24 protein-coding genes and 1 pseudogene are annotated in these 22,657 nt (G+C 61.0%); 12 read left to right on the forward strand and 13 right to left on the reverse strand.

What is annotated here, in order from left to right; all coding sequences use genetic code 11:
- Nucleotides 1-34 precede the first annotated feature (34 nt).
- The 5 genes from ACWF6P_RS02380 to dnaA form a co-directional block, all read right to left on the reverse strand.
- On the reverse strand, nt 35-580 hold the full coding sequence (locus tag ACWF6P_RS02380; protein ID WP_452619826.1) for a DUF721 family protein: 546 nt from the start codon (nt 578-580) through the stop codon (nt 35-37).
- Nucleotides 573-1,802: a DNA replication/repair protein RecF gene (gene recF / locus ACWF6P_RS02385; RefSeq protein WP_452619827.1), complete on the reverse strand. Its 1,230-nt coding sequence runs from the start codon at nt 1,800-1,802 to the stop codon at nt 573-575. The genes ACWF6P_RS02380 and recF overlap by 8 nt, the downstream gene beginning before the upstream one ends.
- On the reverse strand, nt 1,803-2,711 hold the full coding sequence (gnd, locus tag ACWF6P_RS02390) for a phosphogluconate dehydrogenase (NAD(+)-dependent, decarboxylating) (RefSeq protein WP_452619828.1): 909 nt from the start codon (nt 2,709-2,711) through the stop codon (nt 1,803-1,805).
- A 44-nt stretch (nt 2,712-2,755) separates the two neighbouring features.
- A complete protein-coding gene (gene dnaN, locus ACWF6P_RS02395) occupies nt 2,756-3,940 on the reverse strand; it encodes a DNA polymerase III subunit beta (RefSeq protein ID WP_007729165.1) in 1,185 nt (394 codons plus the stop codon).
- 584 nt (nt 3,941-4,524) lie between these two features.
- A complete protein-coding gene (gene dnaA, locus ACWF6P_RS02400) occupies nt 4,525-6,087 on the reverse strand; it encodes a chromosomal replication initiator protein DnaA (RefSeq protein WP_003942491.1) in 1,563 nt (520 codons plus the stop codon).
- 780 nt (nt 6,088-6,867) lie between these two features.
- On the opposite strand from dnaA, the gene rpmH reads away from it, so the two are divergent.
- The 7 genes from rpmH to ACWF6P_RS02435 all read left to right on the forward strand — a co-directional run bounded on the left by rpmH (nt 6,868) and on the right by ACWF6P_RS02435 (nt 10,689).
- Nucleotides 6,868-7,011, forward strand: coding sequence for a 50S ribosomal protein L34 (gene rpmH, locus ACWF6P_RS02405; RefSeq protein WP_003942540.1), 144 nt, complete (start codon nt 6,868-6,870; stop codon nt 7,009-7,011).
- Nucleotides 7,012-7,037: 26 nt separating this feature from the next.
- On the forward strand, nt 7,038-7,418 hold the full coding sequence (gene rnpA / locus ACWF6P_RS02410) for a ribonuclease P protein component (protein WP_452619829.1): 381 nt from the start codon (nt 7,038-7,040) through the stop codon (nt 7,416-7,418).
- On the forward strand, nt 7,415-7,795 hold the full coding sequence (yidD, locus tag ACWF6P_RS02415; RefSeq protein WP_007729147.1) for a membrane protein insertion efficiency factor YidD: 381 nt from the start codon (nt 7,415-7,417) through the stop codon (nt 7,793-7,795). Before rnpA ends, yidD begins: the two co-directional genes overlap by 4 nt.
- A gap of 4 nt (nt 7,796-7,799) precedes the next feature.
- The gene (yidC, locus tag ACWF6P_RS02420) at nt 7,800-8,906 is read left to right on the forward strand and encodes a membrane protein insertase YidC (RefSeq protein ID WP_003942570.1); all 1,107 of its coding nucleotides are present in this window, start codon (nt 7,800-7,802) and stop codon (nt 8,904-8,906) included.
- A gap of 20 nt (nt 8,907-8,926) precedes the next feature.
- A complete protein-coding gene (locus tag ACWF6P_RS02425; RefSeq protein WP_003942504.1) occupies nt 8,927-9,490 on the forward strand; it encodes a Jag family protein in 564 nt (187 codons plus the stop codon).
- 122 nt (nt 9,491-9,612) lie between these two features.
- Nucleotides 9,613-9,939 (forward strand): hypothetical protein, encoded by a 327-nt coding sequence (locus ACWF6P_RS02430; protein WP_452619830.1) that lies wholly within the window; start codon nt 9,613-9,615, stop codon nt 9,937-9,939.
- 258 nt (nt 9,940-10,197) lie between these two features.
- The gene (locus ACWF6P_RS02435; RefSeq protein ID WP_452619831.1) at nt 10,198-10,689 is read left to right on the forward strand and encodes a DUF6301 family protein; all 492 of its coding nucleotides are present in this window, start codon (nt 10,198-10,200) and stop codon (nt 10,687-10,689) included.
- Between the two features lie 70 nt (nt 10,690-10,759).
- Here the strand turns inward: ACWF6P_RS02435 and ACWF6P_RS02440 are convergent, their stop codons facing one another.
- Complete coding sequence (locus tag ACWF6P_RS02440; RefSeq protein WP_452619832.1) at nt 10,760-11,116, reverse strand: hypothetical protein; 357 nt, start codon at nt 11,114-11,116, stop codon at nt 10,760-10,762.
- Between the two features lie 727 nt (nt 11,117-11,843).
- Here ACWF6P_RS02440 and rsmG point away from each other — a divergent pair.
- From rsmG to ACWF6P_RS02460, 4 genes are all read left to right on the forward strand, one after another.
- Nucleotides 11,844-12,524 carry a 16S rRNA (guanine(527)-N(7))-methyltransferase RsmG gene (gene rsmG / locus ACWF6P_RS02445; RefSeq protein ID WP_019746204.1) on the forward strand — a complete coding sequence of 227 codons (681 nt, stop codon included), beginning with the start codon at nt 11,844-11,846 and terminating at the stop codon, nt 12,522-12,524.
- A gap of 81 nt (nt 12,525-12,605) precedes the next feature.
- Nucleotides 12,606-13,607, forward strand: a complete 1,002-nt coding sequence (locus ACWF6P_RS02450; protein ID WP_378633057.1) for a ParA family protein — start codon at nt 12,606-12,608, stop codon at nt 13,605-13,607.
- Between the two features lies 1 nt (nt 13,608).
- Nucleotides 13,609-14,649: a ParB/RepB/Spo0J family partition protein gene (locus ACWF6P_RS02455; RefSeq protein WP_378633053.1), complete on the forward strand. Its 1,041-nt coding sequence runs from the start codon at nt 13,609-13,611 to the stop codon at nt 14,647-14,649.
- A 255-nt stretch (nt 14,650-14,904) separates the two neighbouring features.
- A complete protein-coding gene (locus ACWF6P_RS02460; RefSeq protein ID WP_283305626.1) occupies nt 14,905-15,588 on the forward strand; it encodes a GNAT family N-acetyltransferase in 684 nt (227 codons plus the stop codon).
- A gap of 20 nt (nt 15,589-15,608) precedes the next feature.
- On the opposite strand, the gene ACWF6P_RS02465 is transcribed toward ACWF6P_RS02460, so the two are convergent.
- The 4 genes from ACWF6P_RS02465 to nox all read right to left on the reverse strand — a co-directional run bounded on the left by ACWF6P_RS02465 (nt 15,609) and on the right by nox (nt 19,664).
- The gene (locus ACWF6P_RS02465) at nt 15,609-16,799 is read right to left on the reverse strand and encodes an N-acetylmuramoyl-L-alanine amidase (RefSeq protein ID WP_020909860.1); all 1,191 of its coding nucleotides are present in this window, start codon (nt 16,797-16,799) and stop codon (nt 15,609-15,611) included.
- Between the two features lie 128 nt (nt 16,800-16,927).
- A complete protein-coding gene (gene trxA / locus ACWF6P_RS02470; RefSeq protein ID WP_003942530.1) occupies nt 16,928-17,251 on the reverse strand; it encodes a thioredoxin in 324 nt (107 codons plus the stop codon).
- A gap of 38 nt (nt 17,252-17,289) precedes the next feature.
- A complete protein-coding gene (trxB, locus tag ACWF6P_RS02475) occupies nt 17,290-18,321 on the reverse strand; it encodes a thioredoxin-disulfide reductase (RefSeq protein WP_378445252.1) in 1,032 nt (343 codons plus the stop codon).
- Between the two features lie 131 nt (nt 18,322-18,452).
- Nucleotides 18,453-19,664, reverse strand: coding sequence for a 4,4'-dithiodibutanoate disulfide reductase (gene nox, locus ACWF6P_RS02480; protein WP_452619833.1), 1,212 nt, complete (start codon nt 19,662-19,664; stop codon nt 18,453-18,455).
- Nucleotides 19,665-19,762: 98 nt separating this feature from the next.
- On the opposite strand from nox, the gene ACWF6P_RS02485 reads away from it, so the two are divergent.
- On the forward strand, nt 19,763-20,329 hold the full coding sequence (locus ACWF6P_RS02485) for a helix-turn-helix domain-containing protein (RefSeq protein WP_452619834.1): 567 nt from the start codon (nt 19,763-19,765) through the stop codon (nt 20,327-20,329).
- Between the two features lie 9 nt (nt 20,330-20,338).
- Here the strand turns inward: ACWF6P_RS02485 and ACWF6P_RS02490 are convergent, their stop codons facing one another.
- The 3 genes and pseudogenes from ACWF6P_RS02490 to ACWF6P_RS02500 form a co-directional block, all read right to left on the reverse strand.
- The gene (locus tag ACWF6P_RS02490; RefSeq protein ID WP_452619835.1) at nt 20,339-21,055 is read right to left on the reverse strand and encodes a hypothetical protein; all 717 of its coding nucleotides are present in this window, start codon (nt 21,053-21,055) and stop codon (nt 20,339-20,341) included.
- A gap of 53 nt (nt 21,056-21,108) precedes the next feature.
- Nucleotides 21,109-21,435 (reverse strand): annotated as a pseudogene (locus ACWF6P_RS02495) (sigma-70 family RNA polymerase sigma factor); the annotation flags it as partial.
- A 181-nt stretch (nt 21,436-21,616) separates the two neighbouring features.
- A complete protein-coding gene (locus tag ACWF6P_RS02500) occupies nt 21,617-22,564 on the reverse strand; it encodes a virulence RhuM family protein (protein ID WP_452619836.1) in 948 nt (315 codons plus the stop codon).
- Nucleotides 22,565-22,657: the final 93 nt, after the last annotated feature.

A 22,657-nucleotide genomic window follows, 5' to 3' on the forward strand; every position in this document is an offset into this window, starting at 1 on the left:
TAATAGGTAGAACCAGGGCCTGGTTGAGTTTTCCTCAGCCGTACGTATCGCGAGGTCCGCGGCCTTTCACATGCCTTTCACCCTTGCGCCAGCTCGGCGCGCTCGGTCCGGTGATACGCAGCGTCTTCACGACGCCGTCACCCACGGCAGCGGCAATTTTCGCCAGGATCTGCGACTGCATCATGCGCAACTGGGTCGCCCACGCCGTCGACTCGGCGGAGATGCTGAGTACACCTTCTTTCAGCGAAATCGGCTCGGCATGTGCAGAGATGTCTTCACCGACAACCTGCGGCCACCGGCCGAGGACCGTGCCCTCGGACACCTTGGGGGACCACCCACGCGACTTGGAGATCGCACTGGTGAGGGCACCGAACGGCTGAGGGTCCCGCGCATCCGGGCCGGGGCCGGACCAACCGCTGCGCCGACGCGGGCGGCCGCTTCCGTATTTGGGCGACGAACGCCCCTGCCCGACGGCCTTGCCGTTGGCCTTGGCCGTCGCGCGCGCCTCCTCGAGGGCACGGCGCGCCAGATCGATCCCTTTGAGCTCGGGCTCCGGAGCCGTGCTGCTGTCTTCAGTCATCGAACTCGACCTCCTGATCTGTCGAGCCTACGGGCACTATCCGGGATATCCGACCGTCTCCGGTATCGGAGGCCTCGACGCCGAACTTGGCCGCCTCGAGTTCGTCCGGTACGTCCTCAGGAACAGCAGCCGTGATCAGTACCTGTTCGGCGGTAGCGGCAACAGCGGCGAGCGCACGACGGCGACGACGGTCCAATTCCGCGAACACGTCGTCGAGCATCAGGACCGGGTCGCTGCCGTCTGCCCGCAGTAAGGCAAAACCTGCCAGTCTCAGCGAAAGCGCAAAAGACCACGATTCACCATGGCTGGCAAAGCCTTTCGCCGGACTATCGCCGAGAATCAGCTCCAGATCGTCCCGATGCGGACCGACCAGACACACTCCACGATCGATTTCCTTCGACCGCATCTGCGCCAACTCGAGATGGAATCGCTCCTCGAGGTACGCGACGTCATCGATGCCGGAAATCCTTGCAGGGTCGGTGAATTCGGGATCCAACGACGCACCGAGGCTGCTCTTGTATCGAATCGACGCCGGCCGCGATTCGGGTGCGATGGAACGATACGACTCTGCCAGGTGCGGCGCCAGATCGTGGACCAACTCGAGGCGCCCGGCCAACAATTGTGCGCCGTGAGCAGCCAGATGCCCGTCCCACACCTCGAGGGTGGAGAGGACGTTGTCGGACTCGCCACCTCGAGAACCGCGACGCAAAGCCGCACCGGCAGTTTTGAGCAGCGCCGAACGCTGGCGTAGCACCTTGTCGTAATCCGCACGGACAGCGGCCATTCGGGGAATCCGGGACGTCAACAACTCGTCGAGATAGCGTCGACGATCACCAGGATCGCCGCGTACCAACGACAAATCCTCCGGCGCGAACATCACCGACTGCAGAATCCCCAGCACTTCACGCGGACGACGCGTCGGAGACTGATTTATCCTGGCGCGGTTGGACTTTCCCTCGATCAGTTCGACATCGATGGTCAGTTCGCGCCCGTTGTTGACCACCGTTGCACCGGCAAAGGCACTGGCGGAACCACTGCGGATCATCGGTGCATCCGCGGACACTCGATGTGACGACAGTGTCGACAGATACCCGAGCGATTCGAGGACGTTCGTTTTACCGTGCCCGTTCGAACCGAGGAACACGGTTGTTCCCGGCGTGAGGTCGAGCGTCAGCGAATCCCAGGATCGGAAGTCACGCAGCGAAAATCTACGAACGAACACTTAGCTTCCAGAAGCCGAATTCTTGGGCGAAGCACTCTTGACCGCGTGACCACCGAACTGATTGCGCAAGGCCGACACCGCCTTCATGGCCGGTGAATCATCCTGTCGTGAAGCAAATCTCGCGAACAGCGCAGCGGAGATGACGGGAGCGGGGACAGCGTGCTTAATGGCTTCCTCTACCGTCCAGCGGCCCTCACCGGAATCCTCGGTATAGCCCGTGATCTGCGCGAGCTCCGGATCTTCCTCGAGGGCGTCGACAAGCAGATCGAGCAACCACGAACGTACGACGGTTCCCTTCGACCAAGCTCGGAGAACACCCGGAACGTCCGCGATCAGGCTTTCCGCCTCGAGGAGCTCGTACCCTTCGGCATACGCCTGCATCAGCCCGTATTCGATGCCGTTGTGCACCATTTTCGCGTAGTGACCAGCACCGACCGGGCCGGCATGGACAAAACCGTCGGCAGCGTCGCCGTCGGGGCGCAGAGCGTCGAAGATCGGCATTGCCTTCGCCACGTCGGGCTCGGATCCGCCCACCATCAGGCCGTAGCCGTTCTCACGGCCCCAGATGCCACCGGAGACACCGCAGTCGAGGAAACCGATCCCACGGGCGCCCAACAGCTCCGCATGGACAGCGTCGTCGGTGTAGCGAGAGTTTCCACCGTCGATGACCAGATCGCCGCCCTCGAGGGAATCCGCCAGTTCGGCAATGGTGCTCTGGGTGATTTCACCAGCCGGAACCATCACCCAGACGACTCGAGGCCCCTCGAGGGAAGCAGCGAGTTCGGCAAGTGACCCGACATCGGTGACCTCCGGTCGAGGGTCGTATCCGATTACCTCGAGGCCATGCGCGCGCAAGCGCTCACGCATGTTGAAACCCATCTTGCCGAGACCTACGAGTCCGATCTTCATACTGTTCTCCCTGGTCAGGCGCGAACTGAAGTGCGGGGTACCACTCAGCCCGGAAGGCGAACCGGCATCAGCAGGTACGTGTATTCGCTCGAGGGCGCAGCGAAGTTACCGGACTCGTCTGCCGTGGGCTCTTCCTCGGCCGCGGGGCGAAGAACAGCCGGACGGCTGGGAGTGGTGAAGCCGAACAGAACGTTTTCGCTGTGAAGCGAGTTCAACCCGTCGATCAGGTAACCGGGGTTGAACGCAATGGTGAGTGCTTCGCCCTGGAACGACGCGTTGAGCGTCTCTTCCGCGCGGCCGGCGTCGTCGCCACCCGCAGAGAGGAGCAGGCCGTCAGCGGAGAACTGCATGCGAACCTGTGCGCCACGCTCGGCGACGAGTGCTACACGCTTGATGGCCTCGATGAGAGGCGTGACCTCGACGGTTGCCATCGCGGTGTGCTGAGCGGGCAGCAGCTGACGGAACTTCGGGAACTCGGCGTCGAGGAGACGCGTCGTGGTGCGGCGCCCGTCGTTGACGATGCCGAGGAGTCCGTCGTTTCCGATGGTCGTACCGGAACCGAGAGCCAACTCGACCGGCGAATTTGCATTGCCGGCAAGCGTTTTCGCGGATTCGGACAGAGTCTTGGCCGGGATGAGAACAGCAGCCTGGACGTCGGGATTGGCCGGAGTCCACTCGAGTTCACGCACAGCGAGACGGAAGCGGTCGGTAGCGGCGAGGACGATCGAATTCTGTTCGATCTCGACACGGATACCCGTGAGCATCGGAAGGGTGTCGTCCTTGCCGGCTGCAACGGCTACCTGGCTGATGGCTTCGGAGAACAGGTCGACGGGAATGGACCCGGACTGCTGCGGAAGCGTCGGAAGCTGGGGGTAGTCCTCGACCGGCATCGTGGGTAGGGAGAACTTGGCGCTTCCGCACGAGATGAGCACGCGAGTGCCCTCGAGGGTCACATCGACCGGCTTGTTGGGAAGCGACTTGGTGATATCGGCAAGGAGGCGACCGGAGACGAGTGCCTGACCTGCAGTTGTGACATCTGCCGAGACGCGGACCTGCGCGGATACCTCGTAGTCGAACCCGGAAACAGTGAGGCCGGCTTCGGTTGCGTCGAGAAGAACTCCGCCGAGAACCGGCACGGGCGGCCTCGAGGGCAGGCTACGAGCAACCCACGCTACTGAATCAGCGAACTCTTCCCGGGAAACGCGAAACTTCAGGCTTCCAAGCTCCATCGCCGGGTTATTCCTCTCGGTAGGCATGTTCGTCTGCTGCGGATCTGCATCAGTTCACTTGAAGTCTGACACAGACCAAGCGATGCCCACCGTATGCCCTCGAGGGCGCAAGTGGAAAGCCGAAGCCGGGATGAGCGCAGCCTGAGGCGAGGTTCTCAACAGGAGTTGTCCCCAGAACTATTTTCAAAGAGCTTTTCCTAGGAAATTCTCAGTAGTAGTAATAAGTCCTGTGCAATCTGTGGAGCGACGGTTGTCGACGCTGGTAGGTCCCCTCGAGGGCCTGTGCACTTCTCGAGGACAGACTCGAGGACCAATCGACCCCCTCTGTGCACTCTCTGAAAGTTTTCGGATTCCTCCTCGAGAACTCCACAGACTTCGAGAGTTATCAACACAGTTATCCACAGATGTGAATACTTTTCACAAGAAACGAAGAGTTTGTTCTCATCGGCGTGTCCGACTCCGGCGTGTCGCCCCTCGAGGTGGACAACCGCCCTCAAGGGGATCGCACATAAACCCTTCGAATACACCGATGCCGCTCGAGGGAAACCTCTGCCTCGAGCGGCATCGATCGAAATAAGTGCAGGTCAACGCTTGGAGCGCTGCTTGATCCTTGCGGTCAACTCCTGAACCTGGTCGTACACCTTGCGGCGTTCCGTCATTTCCTTACGGATCTTCTTGTCGGCGTACATGACCGTCGTGTGGTCACGGCCGAACGTCTGACCGATCTTCGGCAATGACAAATCAGTGAGCTCACGGCACAGATACATCGAGATCTGGCGGGCCTGAGCGAGCGGCCGGGCCTTACCCGGCCCACACAGGTCGTCGATCGACATGTTGAAGTATTCGGCCGTCACAGCCATGATCGTCGCCGCATTGATCTCGAGGCTCGACGAATCGGGCATCAGATCTCGCAGGACCACCTCGGCCAACGTCAGATCCAACGGCTGACGGTTGAGCGAGGCAAAAGCGGTGACGCGGATCAACGCGCCCTCGAGTTCACGAATGTTGCGCTCGATACGGCTGGCGATCAGCTCGAGGACGTCGTGCGGGACCTCGAGGCGATCCATCCTCGCCTTCTTGCTCAGAATCGCGATACGCGTCTCGAGCTCAGGCGGCTGAACGTCGGTGATCAGGCCCCATTCGAAGCGCGTCCGCAGACGCTCCTCGAGGGTTGCCAACTGCTTGGGCGGACGGTCCGAGGAAACGACGATCTGCTTGTTCGCGTTGTGCAAGGTGTTGAAGGTATGGAAGAACTCCTCCTGAATACCTTCCTTGCCCTCGATGAACTGGATGTCGTCGACCAACAGGACATCCGTTTCCCGGTAGCGACGCTTGAACGCGACCTTGCGGTCGTCACGAAGACTGTTGATGAAGTCGTTGGTGAATTCTTCGGTCGAGACGTACTTGACCCGCATTCCGGGGAACAGACGCTGTGCGTAGTGGCCCGCGGCGTGAAGAAGGTGCGTCTTGCCCAGTCCCGAAGCTCCCCAGATGAACAAGGGGTTGTAGGCACGCGCCGGCGCCTCCGCGATCGCGACCGCAGCGGCATGGGCGAATCGGTTGGACGAACCGATCACAAAAGTGTCGAAGGTGTACTTCGCGTTGAGGCTGTTGGCGCCGGACCCCGATGCAGAAGGAGTAGCGGGCGGCTTCGTGAAGTACGACGGCCACGATTCGTGAACGCTCGCGAGTGCTTCGCGGTCGTCGTCGACTTCTTCGGTCTCGGCAGTCTCGGAGTCCGAAGGTTCGCCGTCGCCTTCGGTGAATCTGCGACGACGGTATGCGCCCGATGAGTTGACCGACTCGAACTGACGGCTGCCTGTGCGCTCCTCGACCGGTTCGGCGGGTGCGTCGGCATCGTCTTCGAGTGCGATGCGGACACCGAGTCCTTCGACCTGGCCGCCGAGATGGCGTCCGAGTGCCTGCAGGATCGGCTCGCGTAGATCGCGCTCGATCGTTTCTTGAGCAAATGGCGATGGAACCGAGAGGAGTGCAAAACCCTGAGCAAGTGTGAGAGGCCTCACCAGACGGACAAACGCCTTCTGCTTACTGCTCAAAGCCGGAAGATTACTTCCGGGGTCATCACTCGTGAGTTCTGCAACCACGTCGACCCAGACCCGTGCGAGCGCGTTGGGATCGTCGTTCACGTGGTTCCTTCCCGTGTTTCGCCGACAGTGGGTGTGCTGCAGCTGCCGAGCGTATGGCTGCGGCGTCGAATGATTCGGTGGATTACCACCCGGGGTGAGAACCCCGTAACAGGCTACGAATATGCCACCTGGGCTGTGTTTCCACACAATTATCCACAGATGTGGACAAACCTGCACTGAGTCGGTTTTTTCGTCAACCAAATTCGCTGAAGTGACCGAGAAATTGATCTACCTGCAACTTTGTCGGAACTCGAGGCGTTCGCCACTTGGTGTCGGGGATGCGTCAACACTCACAGCCCTGTGGATGAATGTGGAAACTCGGGATTCGGGGTCGCGTCCGGCACTCGTGCCCGTATGTGCTGATGAGGCCTTGTCGAGAGCATGCGCAGGTGGAACTGTCCGGCTTGCCTTCAGGCCGCCTGCAGTCCGTAGCGGAACTGTTGCCAAGGTCACACTTGCCGCCTCGCTCGAGGTCACGGCCGTATGCACACGGGAATTGGAATCTGCGGAATAATGCAACTATCGGCGTGTCGTCGCTGTTGCCGCGGAAGGGCTTCGAATCGGGCTGGTTTGACCTTGGCAACGGTGGTAAGTAACCTCGAACGGTCACCCGCTGGTGGTGATCGCTTCGTGCTGGCTACATATGTCAGGTCGGATCGGTCTTCCAAGCCACAACGAGTGAAGTTGATTGTTCTGTACCTGTTGGATCCAAAGGCGCCGTAAGGCGTCGATCACTGAATGACGCCGGGAGGCGTCAATGAACTTCGAGGAGTGTTGACCGTGGCCAAGGGCAAGCGGACGTTCCAGCCGAATAATCGCCGCCGCGCGCGTGTTCACGGCTTCCGTCTTCGTATGCGTACCCGTGCGGGTCGTGCAATCGTTTCGGCGCGTCGCCGTAAGGGCCGCGATTCCCTCACCGCCTGATCTGATTTCGAGTTCAGGAGCTCGGGGTGTTGCCTGAGCCGTTCCGGTTGCGTCGCCACGCGGATTTCTCCGAGGCGGTGCGACGTGGGCGTCGTATGGGAAGACGCGACCTTGTCGTGCACGCGTTCGATCGCGAGCAAGTAGAGGCGCTGGTAGTAACAAATCACGGTCCCCGTTTCGGGCTGATCGTGAGCAAGGCTGTCGGGCCGGCGGTGATTCGACATCGAGTCGCACGCCGGCTTCGTCATATCTGTGCAGATTTCGTCGGACAGGTTTCGCCGGAGACAGACGTGGTTATCCGCGCACTTCCGGGCGCAGCTACCGCCAGTTCAGCCGAACTGGCCAAGCAGTTGCGTGGGGGCCTGACCAAAATGAACCTATTGGTGTCGGTAAGTGAAGAGCCATGAGTACTCCGCTCTCTGAGCAGATCGAGACTCCCAGAGCCTCCCGTGTCATCACGGTGTTGAAGGCTGTGCGTCGCGCTCCCGCCACTGTTCTCATCTTCTGTATCGAGTTGTACCGGACGTATGTGTCGCCCTTGAGGATGCCGACCTGCCGGTTCACCCCCACCTGCAGTGAATACGCAGTCGAAGCGCTGCGCACTCACGGGGCGATCAAAGGCCTTTTCTTGACTGTGGTGCGGTTGGCGAAGTGTGCCCCCTGGCATTCTGGAGGGTGGGACCCTGTCCCTGCCCGTCGTGACCGTGATGCGGGTAGCCGCCATAGCTGTCCGGAAGCACGCGCAGCGTGTCACAGTCCGACGGACGAACAGAGGAGTACTTAGAGCCGTGCTCAATTTCATCTACTATCCGGTATCCGCGATTCTGTGGGTCTGGCACAAGGTCTTCGGGTTCATTCTCGGCCCGGACAACGGAATAGCCTGGGCGCTCTCCGTGGTGTTCCTGGTGTTCACCTTGCGTGCGGTTCTGTACAAGCCGTTCGTGAAGCAGGTCCGCACGACCCGCCAGATGCAGGAACTGCAGCCGCAGATCAAGGCATTGCAGAAGAAGTATTCGGGCGACCGTCAGCGCCAGGCCGTCGAGATGCAGAAGCTCCAGAAGGAGCACGGATTCAACCCGATCATGGGCTGTCTCCCGGTCTTGGCTCAGGCTCCGGTGTTCATCGGTCTGTTCCACGTCCTGCGCTCGTTCAACCGCACCGGCACCGGCATGGGCCAGCTGGGCATGAGCGCCGAGGACAACCTCAACACCCCGAACTACGTCTTCTCGGCCACTGACGTCCAGTCGTTCCTGGATGCTCGTCTGTTCGGCGCGCCCATCTCGGCCGCGATCACGACGCCGGTTGCGCAGCTTCAGGCCTACGTCACCGAGAACGTTCCCGAGCTTCCGTCACGGCTGAACATCATCCTCGTGGCCGCTCCGCTGATGATCATCGCCAGCATCGCGACGCACTTCAACTCACGCGCTTCTGTTGCCCGTCAGAGCGAAGCAGCTGCCGCGAACCCGCAGTCCGCGATCATGAACAAGCTCGCCCTGTACGTCTTCCCGCTCGGTGTTCTGGTCGGTGGACCGTTCCTTCCGATCGCGATCCTCCTGTACTGGGTGTCGAACAACATCTGGACCTACGGTCAGCAGCACCTCGTCTTCCGCAAGATCGACGCGGAAGAAGAAGCCAAGAAGCAGGAAGCGATCACTCGCCGCAACGACAATGCGCCCAAGCCCGGCGCCCGTCCCGATCCCAGCAAGAAGAAGGGATCTCCGGCTGCGCTGAAGACCGCGGATTCAGCCGACGACGACGGTGACGCCCCGGAAGTTTCGCTCAAGAAGCCACAGCCGAAGCCCTCGGGTTCCAGTGGTGGTTCCACGTCGAAACCCAAACAGAACCGGCCACAGAGCAACCGCGGCAACTCCCCCAAGCGCAATAAACGGCGCTGATCCAGGAAAGAGAACGACCAATGTCCAGTGAAGCTGACATCGTTGTGGATGGAGAGAACGCAGACGTGAGCACCGAGACCACTGCGCCGGTTACCGATGTGGATGTAGACATCGACGATTCCGATGACGATTTGATCGAAGAGGGCGAGATCGCCGGCGACTACCTCGAGCAGTTGCTCGACGTTCTCGATTTCGACGGAGACATCGACCTCGACGTCGAGGGCGATCGGGCGATCGTCAGCATCGACGGCGGCGACGACCTGACTAAGCTCGTAGGACGCAAGGGTGAGGTTCTGGATGCTCTCCAGGAGCTGACTCGTCTGGCAGTTCAGCAGTCGACCGGAGAGCGCAGCCGCTTGATGCTCGACATCGCCGGGTGGCGTGCGGGCCGGCGCGAGGCACTCAGTGCTCTCGGTGCGGAAGCTGCACAGCGTGTTCTCGAGACCGGCGAACGCGAAGAGCTTGCTCCGATGACGCCGTTCGAACGCAAGATCGTGCACGACGCCGTCGCCAAGGTCGCCGGTGTTTCCAGCGAGAGCGAAGGCGCTGAGCCGTCTCGCCGAGTGGTTGTCCTCAAGGACTGACACTCCCCCCTTGATCGGATGCGGGCCCCGGATTTTCCGGGGCCCGCTTTTGTGTCCGAGAGTGTTTCACGTGAAACCGAATCCGGCGGCACGGTGAAGGTCAGGTGCCTATCGTTGTCGACATGCCCAACGAGCGCTCCGGATTCCCTTTCGGATTGATGACCCTTGGGGCCTTGATAGGGATGCTCGTGTGCGGCCTGAGCTATTGGCCCGTGGTCTTCGAACTACAGCAGAAGATGGAAGTCCAGTCCTTTCCGCCGGGCGGTCTGAAGTATTGGCTCTGCTGGTTGTTGCCGCTGGGAGTAGTCGCCGTCGTATTCATTCCACTTGCACTGGCATGGCGATCCGGAAGACCGGTCATGCTCAGCTTCGCGATTGCCTTCTTGTTCGTCGGGGGTGCACTGTGCATGTTCGGATATTCGATCGACAACATGCCGTACTACATGTGAGCCCCTCCCCTCCCCCAGACCGAATAGTCGACCTTCGTTTCACGTGAAACCGGATCGATGGTTGTTACCCCGAGCCCTCGAACTCCGCCCCGGATTGCCACCACAGTGGATCATCGACCGGATGTCGTCAGGCCTGCTGGCAAGGTCGTCACCTTCGGCGCTGGCATCCGATGACCGACAACCCGCCAGCCCTCACCTCCACGGCCCCCGCGATTGGGGCGTCATCAACAACGATCAAGAAGGAAGTTGCATCCACACATGCACGTCGACATCGAAGGCGCCACCCGGATCGCCCGCCTCGCCGCAGAATTCGACTGGACCTGGGCCGTCGACGACCTGGAACCCTTCTGCGCACAGGCTGGATGGGAGCTCGTCGAACTCAGGCATGCTGGCGCCTCGATACGGACGAACCTGCATGTCAGCCGGCCGAAGGCGAACATGTTTGGGCGGCAACACAGAATGGATTGGATCTCGATCTTCGTCACGGACGTGGCAGATGATGCTACGCCCATGACAGTGGTGCGCCCGCTGCGGAACGCAGGGTTCGCGAATCTCACTGCGGCACTGACTTCCGTCCTTCCGATACCCACGTACTCCGAGCCCGGACCTGAGGCAACTATCCGGTGGGACCTGCCCAAAGTGGTCGTCATACTCAGTATGAGCCCCAGCGCGATCCACCTGCGACTGACGAGTCCGGGATATCAGGCATGGGTGGATGAGCCCGAACCGGAGTACGAGGACGAGGACTAGCGATCGAGGTCGGCGAGATCGCATGCGGTGCGGGAACAGGTTTGCGCGCTCCTCACACGAATCGGACCACTCACATCGAATGGGCGTCGTCGCCACGCAAAGTCGATGATGCTGTTGCGGGCTTCGGGGTGAGATCGGCGGCGACTACTTTGCCAAGCAAACCGGAATCGACATCGCCTACACGGGCTCCGGTCCATACACTGCGGACCTGGTCGGGGTAATGACGGGATCGCCCTGAGTTCGGTTGACTCGCCGGGTGCGCGATTGGCGTCGCGCCCAGACATGCTGCTGGTGTCGGCACGAGGGAGGACCCGGGCTGTTCGAGGTGGAAGGACTTCGCGGTGCCCGGATCGAACTGGTAAGCGGTGATCTTGTTGGTTCCGGGTTCGGTATGCACCAACAGGTAGTCGTAGTCTTTGCCGTCCACTCCTGCACCAAACGCGGATCTTAATCGCGCATAGCGTGCAGCGCTTTCGAGTCCAGGCGCAGGAATTCATCCTGCGCATCGGCAGGTCACCTGCTCGACTTTGATCTTCCCACCGACACCGGTATCCACATCGAAGGCGAACTCTCCATGCGCACCTGTGGTGTGAAGCCCCTTGGATTGATTCGCGGTTTGTGATGCGAAGTCAGGTCTGCCGCAACAAGTGAGTCAAGTCGATTGATGAAGGGCTCGCGGCAGCCGGCGATGAGATACCGAAGCTGTCCGAGATCTGGAATCGAAGTCTGTTTTCCGAGTCGACTTACAGAGAGGATCTGACTGACCGAGTCCGTTCTGCAGTCCGACGCCGGAGATCTTTTGCAACTACTTTTTGTCGAAAATTGGTCTTTTTGGGTCAGAATTCCATCCATGTAACTACCCACGGCAGTTTCGTCACTGTGATGATACTCAGAATTGCACTGCTATCGGTATTCGGCCGGCCGGCTATGTTTCACGTGAAACGCGTCAGAATTGGAAGATTTGTCAGCGCGATGTTTCACGTGGAACGTGAACCCCTCCCCTCCCCTGCTTGAATTTTGGGCCGAATACTTCCCAAAGAATGAACGAGTCGGCAGACTCACAGCGAGTCGGTGTGCAGAAGCGAACACATGTCGGCTCCAGAGCGGATAATGATTTCGGTCTTGATTGTTGATTTCGCGGTTTACGCGGGAGGATGTTTCACGTGGAACAGAATGGTGCGGCGTCGGTTGACTGGGACGAACAAGAGACTGCGCGCGCAGTGTTCGGTGACCGATATGAGATCGCGGAACGGTATTACCAATCCCTGGCGACGGATGGTGTTGAGCGCGGGCTGATTGGTCCCCGTGAAGTCCCTCGACTGTGGGAGCGCCACCTTCTCAATTGCGCCGTCATCGGTGAGTTGATCGCAGAAGGCGAGTCGGTTGTGGACGTTGGAAGCGGCGCCGGTCTACCCGGTATCCCTCTCGCAATCGCCCGCCCGGACTTGAAGGTGACTCTGGTCGAACCGTTGCTTCGACGCTCGGTGTACCTTGCGGAGTTCATCGAGTCCAACGGATTGGACGTATTGGTTGTCCGAGGGCGAGCCGAGGAATCGGGTGTCGTGAAGGAAGCGGGCGGTGCGGACGTGGTCACCTCGCGAGCTGTGGCGCCCCTCGAGAAGCTCGCACGTTGGTCCCTCCCACTCATTCACGAGCACGGCCGGATGTTGGCACTCAAGGGTTCGAGCGCCGCCGAGGAGATCGAGCGAGACCGTACGGCGCTCACCAAGTTGGGCGCAGGTAAGTTGGAAATACTCGAATGTGGAGCCAAGATTCTCCGCACCCCCACTGTGGTGGTGAAGGCCGAACGCCTCCCGAAGCGTCGCCAGCGTTGATGATTTACACGCATGCAATCGAGAGCAATGTACAGATGATGAGAGCACCTAGTGATCGATTCCCAATCGAAGGAGCAGTCAATGTCGGGTCGATCTGAATCCGCCGTTTCACGTGAAACACCGAAGCAGCAAACGAGCGCGGGTGCGGATCAGATCGTCAACGACGACGACAATTTCACCGCCCCCTATGCGGCGATCTCTTCGGAGGAGACTCCCATCGGGGCCGCCGCACATCGAGCGAGCCAAGTGCTTCATCCCCATTCGGTGACGCTGCCGAAGCCGGCGTTCCGCCGCGTGATCACCATCGCCAACCAGAAGGGTGGCGTCGGTAAGACGACGACCACAGTGAACCTTGCGTCGGCGCTCGCACTTCAAGGCCTCACGGTCCTGGTGGTCGATTTGGACCCTCAGGGCAACGCCAGCACGGCTCTGGGCGTCGTCCATACCTCGGGCACCCCCTCCAGCTATGAGTTGCTCATAGGCGAAGTGAAGGCCCCGGAGGCGATCCAGACCAGCCCGCACAGTGAGCGGCTGCTCTGCATCCCCGCGACGATCGATCTGGCGGGCGCCGAGATCGAATTGGTCTCCATGGTTGCCCGCGAGAATCGACTCAAAGGCGCGCTCAACGACAAGGTGCTCGCGGAACTCGACGTCGACTTCGTCCTCATCGACTGCCCGCCTTCGCTGGGACTGCTGACCGTCAACGCGATGGTCGCTGCCAAGGAAGTTCTGATCCCGATCCAGTGCGAGTACTACGCCCTCGAGGGGGTCGGTCAGTTGCTCCGGAACATCGAACTCGTCCAGGCTCATCTGAACCCGGATCTGCATGTCTCCACCGTCCTTCTGACGATGTACGACGGGCGCACCAAGCTGGCCGACCAGGTCGCCGAAGAAGTACGCAAGCACTTCGGTGAGGCCGTCTTGCGCGCTGTGATTCCACGCAGCGTGAAGGTGTCCGAGGCTCCCGGATACGGGATGACAGTTCTCGATTACGACCCGGGTTCACGTGGCGCCATGAGTTACCTCGACGCCGGCCGTGAACTTGCCGCCCGCTCTGCCACGACGACGACCCAGGAGCAGTGAGATGAGTCAAGCACGCAAGGGTGGATTGGGCCGCGGCTTGGCTGCTCTCATCCCCACCGGGCCGGCCACGGCGCCGGGTCTGGGATCGGCTGCAGCGGACGTCGTAATCGGCGTCGACAAGCGCAACCCCTCCCCTCCCCCACCGACCAAAGCGGCCCCGAAAACGCCGAAAGCCACCAAGGCGACGGCCGCGAAGGCCCCTGCCGAAGCGGAGCCGGAGACAGAACTCGAACCGACCGGAGCGGTATATCTCGAGATCGAACCGAGCCTGATCGAGACGAACCCGAAGCAGCCCCGCAGCGTTTTCGACGAGGAAGCACTCGCGGAGTTGGTTCACTCGATCCGCGAGTTCGGCTTGATGCAGCCGATCGTGGTCCGTCGTCACGGTGACAAGTACCAACTTGTCATGGGTGAGCGTCGCTGGCGCGCGAGCCAGGAAGCCGGGCTGGAGAAGATTCCGGCGATCATTCGTGAAACCGATGACGACTCGATGCTGCGCGACGCGCTCCTCGAGAACATCCATCGTGTGCAGTTGAACCCCCTCGAGGAGGCAGCGGCATATCAGCAGTTGCTCGAGGAGTTCGAAGTCACCCACGAAGAATTGGCCAATCGGATCGGACGTTCGCGTCCCGTCGTGACCAACATGATTCGTCTGCTGAAGCTGCCGGTGGCGGTTCAGCGCCGCGTTGCGGCCGGTGTACTTTCGGCCGGCCATGCGCGCGCACTGTTGTCCCTCGAGGCGGGTGCCGACGCTCAGGAAGTCATGGCGGCGCGCATCGTCGCCGAAGGAATGTCGGTTCGTGCAACGGAGGAAGCAGTCACTCTCGCCAACCGGGCGGATAATGAGATCGCTCCCCAGCAGAAGCGGAAGCCGATCGTGATGCCGGGTCTGCAGGATGTGGCCGAGCGGTTGTCGGACTCGTTCGACACCCGGGTGACTGTCAGTCTGGGCAAGCGGAAGGGAAAGATTGTGGTCGAATTCGGCTCGGTCGACGACCTGCAACGCATCGTCGGGATGATGGAAGCGCAGAAATCCACGTAGTGAACTCGGAAGCCCGTTTGGTGACGTAATGACGATGAACGGGCACACCACCTATTTTCGTCACTGTGACAAATCTAGGTGGTCCGAGCTTCTCGAAATCTTGAACCGGGACGAAAGATGTTGAACAGCAATACATTAGGGCGATCAACTCTCGTGCCACTGCCGACTTGTCGCAGCTGGCCTATCCTGGAGAAGAAAAAAGCGGCGGGCGAGCATCAAAACCGCTTCGGGGACCTACGGAGAGTGAGTTAGTCAGTGTCGACTCACGTCATCACCTCGCTCACGCTCGACACCCTCGATCAGCTTTCCGCCCATGCGCGTCGTTGCGTGTTCTGGGAGATGGATCCGGGCGCGCTTCACGACGCCCGAGGATTCTGCGATCAGGAATTCGAGAAGGAAGCATGGCTGTCGATGGTCATGCTCGAGTGGGGTTCGTGCGGACAGGTCGCCGTCCGAGACGGAAAGCCGCTTGGTAGTGCATTGTACGCCCCTCCCCGCACGATCCCGCGCGCGCAGCTGTTTCCGACCAGTCCGGTCAGTTCGGACGCAGTGCTCCTGACAAGCCTTCGGCTCGAGCCTTCGGGCATCGAAGAAGAACTTGGGCCGAGCCTGCTGGCCGCTGTCGTGACAGATCTGGTTCGACGCGGAGTTCGTGCGCTCGAGGCATTCGGTATCCGCAGCGACGGCCTGGGGCCCGCGTCCGACGTGGCCAGCGCAACGGCGGCTCTGGAATGTTCACCCGCAGAATGCATGATCAGTGCCGAGTTCCTCGAGGACTACGGTTTCGAGGTCGTGGCTCCGCACCATCGTTATCCGCGGCTTCGTCTCGAACTCAATCGAGACCACGAATGGAAAGTCGACGTCGAAGAAGCCCTCGACCGTCTACTGAAGGCCGCAGCTCTCGAAATGGTGGAGATCAGCGAGCTCGCCAGAGTGTGAGCAGGTGCCGACCGCAGGACCTACGAAATGCGGTCGGCTACCGAAAGTTCTTCTGCGAGAAGCTCGGCGAAGGTGAAGGTACCGGTCGGCTGATCATCTTGGCCCAACAGATACAGCCGCTTGACCGAGATCAAAATGGCTTCGGCGATGGTGTCACGCATCCGCGGATTCGTCAGTACCGCAACGTCGGACGCGTTGGACAGGTAGCCGAGATCGATCTGCACCGTCGGCATGTTGGTCAGGCGCAACAACTCCCACGTACGTCCGTGAGTTCTGCAGTCCCGCAACGGGGTTCGCGCAACGATCTCACGCTGAACGAATCCGGTCAACACCTGCCCGATCATCGAGACCGAACCGTGCGAGTTACCGAAGTGGAAGCTCGCGACACCGTTTGCCGACGGGCTCGAGTTGCTGTCGCACCGCAAGGAGATCATCAGATCGGCGTCGAACGCGTTGGACGTCAGTGCGCGCTCGGCCTCGGTCGGATCGGCGTTGTGCGGGCGGGAGAGGAAAGTTTCCATCCCGGTTGCAGCCATCCGTCCCTCGAGGCGCATGGCCAGATCCCAGAGGATGTCCGCTTCGGAGATGCCGTTGACGATGTTGCCGGTGGACGGCCCACCGAGGCCTGGATCGATGACGATGCGCTTGCCGCCCAGCTGCGGGCCCTTGCGCCTCACCAATTCCTCTTCGCTGATGGCGTGTGGGGAACCACCGGTGACGCGGGTTCCCAACAGTTCCAGCGAACGCAGTGTCTGCGGACCGCAGATACCGTCGGCGGCGATACCGATTTCACGCTGGAAAGACGAGAGAGACTCGTGGGTCTGCGGACCGAAGAAACCGTCGACCCGACCCGCATAGAAGCCGAGGTCCTGCAATTTTGCCTGCAGAGCTGCGACGTCGTCGCCGTACAGCGGCGCGGACAGCTGGTAGATCAACGTACGGGCACCCAGGCGGTACGAGGCCTCACGAAGTGAGCGATACGTTGCCGGACCCACAATGCCGTCGACAAGGAGCCCACGCTGCTGCTGGAAGGCGCGAACGGCGCTGTCGAGTTGATGATCGAAGATGGCGTCGGGTGCAACCCAGTGGGCACCGTCGGCGCTTTCACGTCGAATGCCGGAAGTTCCGTGATGGAGGTATCCCAGCTTCGTCAATGTGCCCCGAATCTCGGCGACGGCCGGGCCGTGATCGCCGTGTCGGAGTCTGTGCATGCGTGAAAGCCTCTCGGATCGGTTAACGAATTCGATCGATGTGCCTGGTCGTAGACCCGATCAGGCACATCGATCGATTATCTCAGAAATTCTGTGGATTGCGAGAATCCACGATGCTCAACCAGCCGTCAGAGAACGTCTGCGAGGTCCTTGAGCAGTGCAGCCTTGCCCTTGGCGCCGACGATCGTCTTGATCGGCTTGCCGTCCTTGAACAGGATCATCGTCGGGATCGACATGACCTGGAAATCGCGGGCGGCCGCCGGGTTGGCGTCGATGTCGAGCTTCGCGACGGTCAGCTTCTCGCTGTTCTCACCGGCGATCTCCTCGAGGACCGGGGCGACCATCTTGCACGGGCCGCACCAGGTTGCCCAGAAATCGACCAGAACGGGCTTGTCGCTGCCCAGGACGTCCTGCTTGAAGGAATCGTCGGTGATGGTGACGGTATTCGACACTGTTACTCCTCGAGGGTTGGGTACGACAGCTTGATAAATCAGGGAGCGCCGACGGTGGCATTGTCGGCTACGCCTTCGACGTCGACCGTGTGGCCGGCAGCGTCGAGCGTGTTGGCGGTGATGTCGCCGCGGTCGGCCAGCCAGCGTTCGGCGTCGATTGCTGCGGAGCATCCGGTGCCGGCAGCGGTGATCGCCTGACGGTACGTGTGATCAACCAGGTCACCGGCAGCGAAGACGCCGTCGACGGAGGTCGCGGTAGAACCGGGAGCGACGCGCACGTATCCGGCGTCGTCGAGGTCTACCTGGCCCTTGACGAGCTCACTGCGCGGGTCGTGGCCGATGGCGACGAACATGCCGGTGATCTCGAGGGTGGAGGTCTCACCGGTGACGGTGTCACGCACGAGCAGGCCGGCGACACTGTTCTCACCGAGCACCTCGACGGGCTCCGTATTGGTCAGGAAGCGGATCTTCTCGTTCGCCTTGGCGCGCTCGAGCATGATCCGTGAGGCGCGGAACTCCTCGCGGCGGTGCACCAGGGTGACCGAGCGAGCGAAACGGGTCAGGAAGGTTGCTTCTTCCATCGCGGAGTCGCCGCCGCCGACCACGACGATGTCCTGGTCGCGGAAGAAGAAGCCGTCGCAGGTGGCGCAGGCGCTGACGCCGCGGCCGAGGAGACGCTCTTCGCCGGGAATCCCTAGGTAACGCGCTGCCGCGCCCATGGCGAGGATGATCGCGTGTGCGGCGTACGTTTCGCCGTTCGCGACGACCGTCTTGATCGGGCCGCTCAGGTCGATTTCCTCGACGTCCTCGGTGCGGATATCGGTATCGAAGCGAAGTGCCTGCTCACGCATCTGTTCCATCAGGTCGGGGCCCATGATTCCTTCGCGGAATCCGGGGAAGTTCTCGACCTCGGTGGTGGTCATGAGGGCGCCACCGAACTGGGTTCCCTCGAAGAGCACGGGCTGGAGCTCAGCACGCGCGGTGTAGACACCAGCGGTGTAACCGGCCGGTCCGGAACCGACAATGATGACGTCGTGGACCGCGGGCGTGTTTTCCAGCTGGGTGGTCATGCGAGCCTTCCAATAGTGAGTGCAGACCCTCCGCTTCTTGGAGAGCCGTACCGATCAACACCAGGATAAGGGGTGTTGTTCCCGCACTCGGCTGGAAAGTGGCTCACAGTCCGCAGCTCACAGCGCGGGGTTCATTGGGCAGAGCGCAGTGCCTCCCGAACGACCAGCGCGTCCCGAACCACACAGCGCGTGCCGGTGTAGATGGTGGGCATGCACTTGTTGCAGTGAATACACAGTCCCTCGTCGACGCTCTCGGCCTGAAATTTGTTGACCAGTTGCGGGTCCCTGAGGAGCGCACGCGCCATGGCGACGAACTCGAATCCTTCATCCAGTGCGTGCTCGATGGTGTCGACGCGGTTGATGCCGCCGAGCAGGATCAGCGGCATCTTCAGCGCCTGCCGGAACTGACGGGCGAAGGGAAGGAAGAATCCCTCTTCGAACGGGTAAGTCGGAAAGATTTTGGGACCGTAGAACTTCAGCCCGTACCCGACGAGCTTGGGTTGGGAAGCAACGAATTCTGCGAGTGGGACCTCGCCGCGGAAGAAGTACATTCCGTTGAGAAGTGAACTGCCACCGGTCAATTGCATCGCGTCAAGATGCCCGTCGTCTTCGAGGATCTGTGCGATCGGCAGGCTCTGGTCGAGCCACAGACCCTTCGGAACCCCGTCAGACATGTTGAATTTCGCGGTGACCGCCACGGTGGATCCAGCAACTCGTCGCACCGCTTCGATGACTCGACGCGGATACTCCGCGCGCTTGGCGACGCTGCCGCCGTATCGATCATGGCGTTTGTTCAAATTGGGGCTCATGAACGAACTGAGTAGGTAGTTGTGACCGAGATGGACCTCGATGGCGTCGAATCCCGCGTCCACGGCGACGCGGGCGGTCCGTTCGAAGTCGGCGACAACACCGTCGAGTTCGGCAAGTGTCGCGCCTTTGACGAGGCCCATCGCCGGCGGACTCAGCCGGGTCGACGGCGCCAGAGTCTTCGTCTTGTTGGAGAGCGTGTTGGCGACGAGCCCCGCGTGGCCGATCTGCGCCGCGGCCAGTGCGCCTTCGGTGTGGACGGCATCGGTCAGTCTGCGCAGACCGGGTAGTGCGCGCTCGTCCATGACAAGGGTGTCGCGGTGCACTCGTCCACCCGGTGAGACGGCGCAGTAGGCGACGGTGGTCATCGCGGCTCCGCCGCGGGCCACTTCGGCGTGGAAGTTGATCAGATCTTCGGAGACCGCTCCCCTGGGCATGACACCCTCGAAAGTGGCAGCTTTGACGATGCGGTTGCGCAAGGTCAGAGGGCCGAGACGTGCGGGTTCGAATATCGACGGTGTGGGCGCTGTGGTCATTTTCTGCTTCCTGCGGCGGCCTGATCATTACGATGCCAGTGGACTCGTATATGTGACGATATAGCGCCTTCTCCCAATCTGTCCGACAATTCGACACGATGAATGCCACAGGATCAGGTCGCCCACGAGACCCACGCATCGACGACACAGTTCTCGAGGTCACCCGAGCGATGCTCCTCGAGGTCGGTTGGGAGCAACTCAGTCTCCGCGCGATCGCGGCACGGGCAGGGGTCAGTCGGGCCTCGATGTCGCGTCGATGGCCGTCGAAGGCGCACCTCGTGCTCGGATCGATCCTGGGCGCAACACCTGACCTGACGCCGTTCGAGGGCACCGATCGCGACGGCTGGATCCGTTGGGTGGTGGAGGGAAGTGCCCAACTCTTCTCGCGGCCCGAGGTTCGCGCCGCGTCGCCGGGACTGCTGGCAGCATTGCGCGACCATGACGATCTGCGCAACGAATTGTGGCGCGGGTTCAGTGGGCCGAGTACGCAACTCTTCCTTCAGGACGCCGAAGATGCCGAATCGGCGCTGCTCGACGCCAAGGCCGTGCTGGTTTTGGCGGCCGGAGCAGCGATGTTCTCGAGTCTGATAGCGGTCGAGGACGATACGGATGCATTGCGCGGGAGAATTCTCGAACTCCTGCTACCCGCCGCAACGCCGCGCTGACCCTCGAGGTCAGCCGATGTTCTTGACCGACAACGTATTCGGATTGCTCTCGCTGCAGTCGGTGCCGACAGTCAAAGCAGTGATCTGACGCGGTTGCGATCCCGCGAAGAGTAGGACTATCGCCGGCGCCCCGTCGATGCGTACCTCACCCGAACCGAGCAGAGGCCTGCCCTCGTCGATGTCGTTGGCACGTAGGCAGCCGGCCAGTTTGGACGGATCATTCAGTGGTCCAAGATTTTTGGATCCGATGAGTGAGAGCAGCGACACCGAATCCGGATCGTCGACAGCAGACGTCGCCGGTGTGCTCGGTTGAGCGACAACGCTTTCGGCAGGTTCGGAATCTCGGGTTCCGATCACAACGATCACGAAAGCCACCGCTACGGCTGCAGCGGCACCGAGAACCCACGTTTGTGGGCGCCGCCGGAACGGCACGACGGTTGTCTCTGCAGGCGGATCGACGTGGCTGGACTGTGAATCGAGTGCCGAATTGATCCGCTCAGCAAGCGAATTCGGGATCCGGTCGTGAGGGGTCTCGCGTGAGTTCAGTGCCGCAAGTGATGCTGTGACACCGTCGAGAGTGGTGACAAATGCATGGGCGGCGGGGTCGGCGTGTACCAGCGGCCACAGCAATGCACTGGTTTCGGAATCGAGAACGCCGGCGTGAAGATCCGCCAAGAGGTCTTCCGAAAACGGAGGAGACGGAACGCGGACAGACGGATCTGTCATGAACCCTCCCTCGGCAGTCGGTGTGGACGCTTACAAGATAGGACGCGGCCGGTTCACGAATGGTTCCCGCCTTCGCGAAAGTCCTCCAACTGGGCGGCGAGGCGCTTTCGGGCGCGGGCGCAGCGACTCTTGACGGTCCCTACGGGCACTCCCAATCTTTCGGCGGCCTCGGCTACCGGATACCCCTCGACATCGACGGCGACGACGGCAGCACGCTGCTCAGGGGGCAGCGATGCCAGTGCCTGTTCGACGGTCAGGCTCATGTCCACTGTCGCTGCATAGTCGCGGTGATCTCGAGGTTCCTCCGCATTCTCGGAAGACAGAGAGAACGCGGCCCGTGATTTGTTGCGTCGGATCCGGTCAAGGCAGGCATTGACCACGCACGCGTTCTCGGGCGTTGGTGAGGATTGACTAGATGAGATCAGCCGTCTGACCTGCGGAGCAGTGTGTTTCTACCGTTGGCGAGGTTCGGCCCGTTTCGGATCTACTGCGTACCCTCTGCGTACTGAGGGCCTCAAAGATGGGAGCAGTAAAACGACTGCCCCCATCTCTCGAGCCTTACTAGCTGCGCTGCAGCGAGTGCTGGGCTGCGAGGATCTGACGCTCGATCTTCTGCATCTCGAGCACCTCTCCTTCCAGCGCGTTGCCGCGTGAAGCCGCCAAGCGCTGCTTGTTGAAGAGCTCGTACCGTTCGTTGACGTATTCATCGGCACGAGCTCGCGATACCCGGCCACTGTCGGTCAGGACTGGATAATCATTGAAGGCGATGAACTTGTCGGTTTGCGCAGCCCACGCGGCCATCGTCATCGAGTTGCGGCGCTCGGCCTGATCTTGGGCGTAGTCCAAGAACATCGTCGTGAACCTGTTGAGCACCCTCAATTCATCACTTGTCAGGTAATTCTTCGCTACCTTCGCTTCCTGCTTCGTGGGCCTGCCACCCTTGAAGTGTTGGACACCCATGTTGGGCGCTGAGGGATCGGCACGAAGTGCGATGATCTCCGGTGCGGTCTGGCCCGCGACCGCGAAGTGGAGCTTGTTCTGGATCTGCTGGAAGAAGCGTGCCGTCTCAGGACTTTTCTTGTCGTAGTCGGCACTGGTGGCGAAAATATCCCGGATCTGCTCGTAGAACCGAGCCTCTGAAGCACGGATGTCCCGAATTCGCTCAAGGAGCTCTGCGAAGTAGTCCTGGCCAACCGGATCCTTGAGGCGCTCATCATTCATCGCGAAGCCCTTGATCAGGTACTCACTCAGCACTGTCGTAGCCCACTGACGGAACTGGGTTCCGCGCTGTGACCGCACCCGGTAGCCGACCGCCATTACAACGTCGAGGTTGTACACGTCCACCTCGCGCGTGACTTCGCGCCCACCCTCAAATTGAACTATTCGGAATTTCCGAATAGTTGCCTCCGTCACACACTCGCCATCTGCGTAAACATTCTTGATGTGCTCATTTATCGTGGGCACACTCTTGTCGAACAGTTCGGAGATCTGTCGCTGCGAGAGCCACACCGTGCCGTCGTACGTCTGGAGATGGACCTTCGTACGTCCGTCCTCAGTTTGGTAGACGATGAACTCGCCGGTCGGCTGCTGTGCCGGTACCGA

The sequence above is a fragment of the Rhodococcus sp. NPDC055024 genome, from assembly GCF_053608585.1.

What these genes read in the sequence shown, in the direction of transcription:
- ACWF6P_RS02425 (WP_003942504.1), top strand. Translation starts at nt 8,927, where the DNA reads ATGTCCAGTGAAGCTGACATCGTTGTGGATGGAGAGAACGCAGACGTG.
- ACWF6P_RS02450 (WP_378633057.1), top strand. Translation starts at nt 12,606, where the DNA reads ATGTCGGGTCGATCTGAATCCGCCGTTTCACGTGAAACACCGAAGCAG.
- yidD (WP_007729147.1), top strand. Translation starts at nt 7,415, where the DNA reads ATGAGTACTCCGCTCTCTGAGCAGATCGAGACTCCCAGAGCCTCCCGT.
- trxB (WP_378445252.1), bottom strand. Translation starts at nt 18,321, where the DNA reads ATGACCACCCAGCTGGAAAACACGCCCGCGGTCCACGACGTCATCATT.
- nox (WP_452619833.1), bottom strand. Translation starts at nt 19,664, where the DNA reads ATGACCACAGCGCCCACACCGTCGATATTCGAACCCGCACGTCTCGGC.
- ACWF6P_RS02435 (WP_452619831.1), top strand. Translation starts at nt 10,198, where the DNA reads ATGCACGTCGACATCGAAGGCGCCACCCGGATCGCCCGCCTCGCCGCA.
- dnaN (WP_007729165.1), bottom strand. Translation starts at nt 3,940, where the DNA reads ATGGAGCTTGGAAGCCTGAAGTTTCGCGTTTCCCGGGAAGAGTTCGCT.
- ACWF6P_RS02380 (WP_452619826.1), bottom strand. Translation starts at nt 580, where the DNA reads ATGACTGAAGACAGCAGCACGGCTCCGGAGCCCGAGCTCAAAGGGATC.
- gnd (WP_452619828.1), bottom strand. Translation starts at nt 2,711, where the DNA reads ATGAAGATCGGACTCGTAGGTCTCGGCAAGATGGGTTTCAACATGCGT.
- ACWF6P_RS02455 (WP_378633053.1), top strand. Translation starts at nt 13,609, where the DNA reads ATGAGTCAAGCACGCAAGGGTGGATTGGGCCGCGGCTTGGCTGCTCTC.
- ACWF6P_RS02485 (WP_452619834.1), top strand. Translation starts at nt 19,763, where the DNA reads ATGAATGCCACAGGATCAGGTCGCCCACGAGACCCACGCATCGACGAC.
- ACWF6P_RS02465 (WP_020909860.1), bottom strand. Translation starts at nt 16,799, where the DNA reads ATGCACAGACTCCGACACGGCGATCACGGCCCGGCCGTCGCCGAGATT.
- ACWF6P_RS02490 (WP_452619835.1), bottom strand. Translation starts at nt 21,055, where the DNA reads ATGACAGATCCGTCTGTCCGCGTTCCGTCTCCTCCGTTTTCGGAAGAC.
- rsmG (WP_019746204.1), top strand. Translation starts at nt 11,844, where the DNA reads ATGTTTCACGTGGAACAGAATGGTGCGGCGTCGGTTGACTGGGACGAA.
- ACWF6P_RS02430 (WP_452619830.1), top strand. Translation starts at nt 9,613, where the DNA reads ATGCCCAACGAGCGCTCCGGATTCCCTTTCGGATTGATGACCCTTGGG.